This is a genomic window from uncultured Microbacterium sp. (genome assembly GCF_963521695.1).
Lineage (GTDB): Bacteria > Actinomycetota > Actinomycetes > Actinomycetales > Microbacteriaceae > Microbacterium.
In genome coordinates, this window is the sequence record NZ_CAUQWC010000264.1 from 1 (window position 1) to 4,158 (window position 4,158).

Annotated in this window: 4 protein-coding genes; 1 reads left to right on the top strand and 3 read right to left on the bottom strand. The window is 70.7% G+C overall.

The features are described 5' to 3' along the window. Positions 1-1,559, top strand: a 1,559-nt coding sequence (locus tag RWP81_RS14820; protein WP_314457367.1) for a dynamin family protein, incomplete at its 5' end; no start/stop codon positions are given. Positions 1,560-1,607: 48 nt separating this feature from the next. Here the strand turns inward: RWP81_RS14820 and RWP81_RS14825 are convergent. The 3 genes from RWP81_RS14825 to RWP81_RS14835 form a co-directional block, all read right to left on the bottom strand. Further along, the gene (locus RWP81_RS14825) at positions 1,608-2,306 is read right to left on the bottom strand and encodes a hypothetical protein (protein WP_314457369.1); all 699 of its coding nucleotides are present in this window, start codon (positions 2,304-2,306) and stop codon (positions 1,608-1,610) included. Next, positions 2,293-3,036, bottom strand: a complete 744-nt coding sequence (locus RWP81_RS14830) for an IniB N-terminal domain-containing protein (RefSeq protein ID WP_314457372.1) — start codon at positions 3,034-3,036, stop codon at positions 2,293-2,295. Before RWP81_RS14830 ends, RWP81_RS14825 begins: the two co-directional genes overlap by 14 nt. Positions 3,037-3,127: 91 nt before the next feature. Then, positions 3,128-4,158 (bottom strand): LuxR C-terminal-related transcriptional regulator (locus RWP81_RS14835; protein WP_314457374.1); only part of this gene is annotated, 1,031 nt, incomplete at its 5' end.

Sequence of the window (4,158 nt, forward strand, 5' to 3'; positions counted from 1 at the left end):
CGCCCCGCCCGCGCGGCGGTCGGGCGGTGAGCGCCGGACTGCCCGAGGTCGCCCGCATCGTCGACGACGCCCTGAGCGCGTACGCCGATGACGCGGCCGCGGTCGAGGTGCTGGAGTCGTTCCGCGCGCGACTGCGCGAGCCGCTGCGCCTGGCCGTCGCCGGCATCGTCAAAGCGGGTAAGTCCACCCTGCTGAACGCCCTCATCGGCGAGCGGATCGCCCCGACCGACGCGGGGGAGTGCACGCGCACGATCACGTGGTATCGCTACGGGTCGACCGCCCGCGTGGATCTGCGCCTGCACGACGGCCGTCGGATCTCGCGTCCGGTGCGCCGGCACGAGGGGCGCCTCGTGCTCGACATGGGCGGGTTCACCGCCGAGGAGGTCGCCTGGATCGATGTGGCCTGGCCGAGCGAGAGCCTCCGTTCCACGGTCCTCATCGACACCCCGGGCATCGCCTCGCTGACCGTCGAGAACTCGGCGCGATCGACCGACTTCTTCATCCCGAAAGACACCCCGACGGCGGCGGATGCCATCATCTACCTGCTCCGCCACGTGCACGCCGAAGACCTCAAGTTCCTCGAGGCCTTCCGCGACACCGCCGCGGGGGAGTCGCAGACCGTCAACGCCCTGGCCGTCCTGTCTCGCGCCGACGAGATCGGCTCGGGGCGCATCGACTCGCTGCTGTCGGCGGCGAAGATCGCCGACCGGTACCGCCGCGACGGCGAGTTGCGGTCGCTGGCGCTCGACGTGGTGCCGGTGGCGGGCCTCCTCGCTGAGGGGGGACGCACACTCCGCGAGAGCGAGTTCATCGCCCTCCGCCATATCGCGCTGATGGACCGCGCGACGCGCGACAAGCTGCTGCTGACCGTCGACCGCTTCACTCGCGCAACCGACGACACCGCCCTGAGCGTGGAGATACGCCGCGGCCTGCTGCGTCGCTTCGGCCTGTTCGGAGTGCGGCTGGCGGCGGCGCTCATCCGCGGCGGGGCGACCACGTCGTCGGCTCTGTCCGACCGGCTCGTGCAGCAGAGCGGCCTGGTCGAGGTGCAGCGCTTCGTCGAGGACCAGTTCCGCGGTCGCGCCTTCGCGCTGAAGGCGCGCGGCATCCTGCACAGTGTCGAACGTCTCGTTCGCGAGCGCCCGCGCCCGCACACCGCCGGGCTGCTGGCTTCCATCGAGCGCCTCACGGCGCAGAGTCACGATCTGCGCGAGCTGTCGCTGCTGGCGGAGCTGCGCACGGCCCCGCCCGAACTCGACGCCGAGGCGCTCGCCGAGGCGGAGCGGATCGTGGGCGGGTCGGGACTCGCGCCCGCGCGCCGGTTGGGTCTCGGCGACGATGCGGCGCCTCCCGCGCAGCGCGAGCGCATCGACGGCCTGCTCGCGCACTGGCACTCCCTCGCGGAGTCGCCCCTCACCGATCGCCACACCGCCGACCTGTGCCGCGGCGTGGTCCGCAGCGTCGAGGGCGCGGCATCCGATCTGCTCGGGCCTGACGCGACCGGTGACGCCGACCGCGGTGTCGCGTCGGACGCGGTGCTCTCGAGCGGACCTGCCTGACGCGAAACAGAAGCGGCATCCGTCCGTCGAGGATCGGATGCCGCTTCGTCAGAACTCGGCTGAGGGGCTGCTGCCGGGACTGCCGCGCCGGATGTCGTGCTTGCGTCGGGTCCAGCGCAGAGCCGCCGGGATCACCGAGAACAGCAGACCGAGCGCCGACAGGCCGAGTTGGATCAGCAGCAGCCGATCCAGCGGCACACCCCGGTCGCCGACGGCCACGAACTGCCGCGCCGCCAGGACCGTCACGGCCAGGAACAGCAGGATTCCGAGCATCCACCACCGCGCGTTGTTGCGGCGGTTGTTGAACGACACGAGCGAGGTGATCTGCACCAGCAGCACCGTGACCAGCGCGCCGAAGACGCACCAGAAGACGATGTCGGCGGCGGTGCTGACCGTCTCGGACGGCCGCGAGGAATCGACCCCGCGCACGATCGCCTCGATGTCGGGATCGATCGTCTGGCGGATGATGAAGAGGTACCCCACGGTGATGGCGCCGACGACCAGGCTGAGCACCCAGCCGATCTGCGCGAGACGCACCGCGGCGGGCGGCGGCATCTTGACCATGACGGGGGCTGCGGCCTTGTCGTGCAGCGCGGGACGCTCGGGCTTGACGGCCTTGGGGGGCGGTTCGTACGGCGGCGGTGCCGGCGAGCGGCGCACCTGCGCTTGAGGCGCGGGCGCACCGGAACGGCGGGTGAGCTCGTGAGAGCCCACCCGCCGTTCCGAAGGCGTGTCAGAGGGTGTCATCCGAGGTGTCTTCGATGATGACATCGTTGCCCGAGTCGAACACGACGGTGGTGTCCTCGTCGACCGAGGTGTCGACCGTCGTGTCGGTGGTGTCGTTGAACGAGTCGTCGACCACGACGTCCGTCGAGGAGTCGTTGGCCGAATCGGTCAGGTCGACGTCGGTGGAGTTGTCGGTCGTCTCGGTGGTCTCGTCGGTGTCGTTGTACGAGCCGTCGATGTCGGTGTTCGTCTCGTCGTTGCCGATGTTGACGTCGTTGCCGGCGTTGATATCGGTGGAGTTGTCGAGAGTGGTGTCCTGGTCGACGTCGTTGCCGGCGGCGATGGCGTCGTCACCCGAGGCGACGACGGCTTCGTTGCCGAAGGTCTGGTTGACGTCGCCGTTGGCCCAGATGTTCTGGTTCACCGACTGGTCGACGATCGTGTCACGGTCGTCGATGTGGGTGTACGACAGCTGGGTGGTGATCGACTTGATCTCCTTCACCACCGGGTTCCACTCCGGCTTGGGGCCCACCGGAACCGGCGCGGGCTGGGTGTTCACGATCACGTGGGGCTTCTCGGCGATGACCGGGGCGACCGAGCACACGTCCGCGTACGAGACATTGTTCAACCCCCGTGCCGCCATCGCGCCTTCCGGGTCTTCTTCGAACTCGGCTGCGGCCTCCGGATCGCGTAGGAGGCTCAGGATGAATTCGATCAGCGCATCTGCCATGGTCGCCAGCGTGACGCTCATTGGGGTCTCCTCACGGTTGTTCCTTGGGATCGACGTTAGGTCGAGGGGGTGTGTGTGCGCGTCGGGGGGAACCCCCATAGCGCGGGGTGGGTCATAGGGGTTTGGCGGACGCGAGCACCCTGGCGGATCGCGCGTCGTCGCCGGTGGCCTGCGCCGTCGGTTCCGGGGCGTGCGAACCGTCGTCGAGAGCCATGCGCAGACGGCTCATGAGGTCGGAGCGCGAGGTGGCGCCGAGGCGTCTGCGGATGCGGGCGATGTGGTGCTCGGCGGTGCGCGGCGAGATGAAGATCGTCTCGCCGATCTCGGCGTAGGTCTTGCCCTGCAGCACCAGCGCCGCGACCTCCCGCTCGCGCTCGCTCAGGATGCCGGAACCCTCGGCCGCGCGCGTGGACACCGGAACCGGGCCGGTGTCGGTCGCCGGGGTCACGGGCGTCTCGACGCGCTCGCGCGGGTGCAGTTGGCGGGCGCACGCGAGCAGGCGCGCGATGATGCGTCGATCGGTCGACTTGCTCGCGCCGTGACTGGCCAGGCGCGCACCGTCCCAGGCGAACCCGCTCGCCGCGAGGGCGGCGGCGGACTCTTCGATGGCATCCACGTCGACGACGCCGGTGAGGACGTCCGTCCACACCCGTCCGGCGCGCGCCAGTCGGGCCGCCAGGGGCGAGTGCTCGGCCGCGGCCCGCAGGGCGCGTGCGTGGACCGTGAGCTCCTCGGGACTGCCCAGCAGGATGCTGGCGTGCAGGCCCGACCACTGCAGGCTCGTCTCCCACAGGGCGGGGCGTCCGAGAGCGGTCAGCAGCTGCTCAGCCCGTTCGAGCGACGAGCGCACGGCGCTGAATTCGCCGACACGAGCCGCCGACACGGCGAACTCGCCGAGGGGGACGAGGGTGAACAGGTCGATCTGAACGCGCAGCAGGGACTCCTGTGCGCGCTGCCAGACCGGCGGGAGCTCGGAGGGCTGGCCGTTGCGCCGCACGAGCCCGAGCTCGACGGCATCGGCGAGGAGTCGATCGCGCGCGCCGAGAGGGCGTCCGCCGGTCGCCGCGCGCAGGGCGTTCTCGGCCTCCGACGCGTGCTCGCGCTGCAGGGCGACCCAGGCGCGCCAGAGCAGCAATCGCGGAG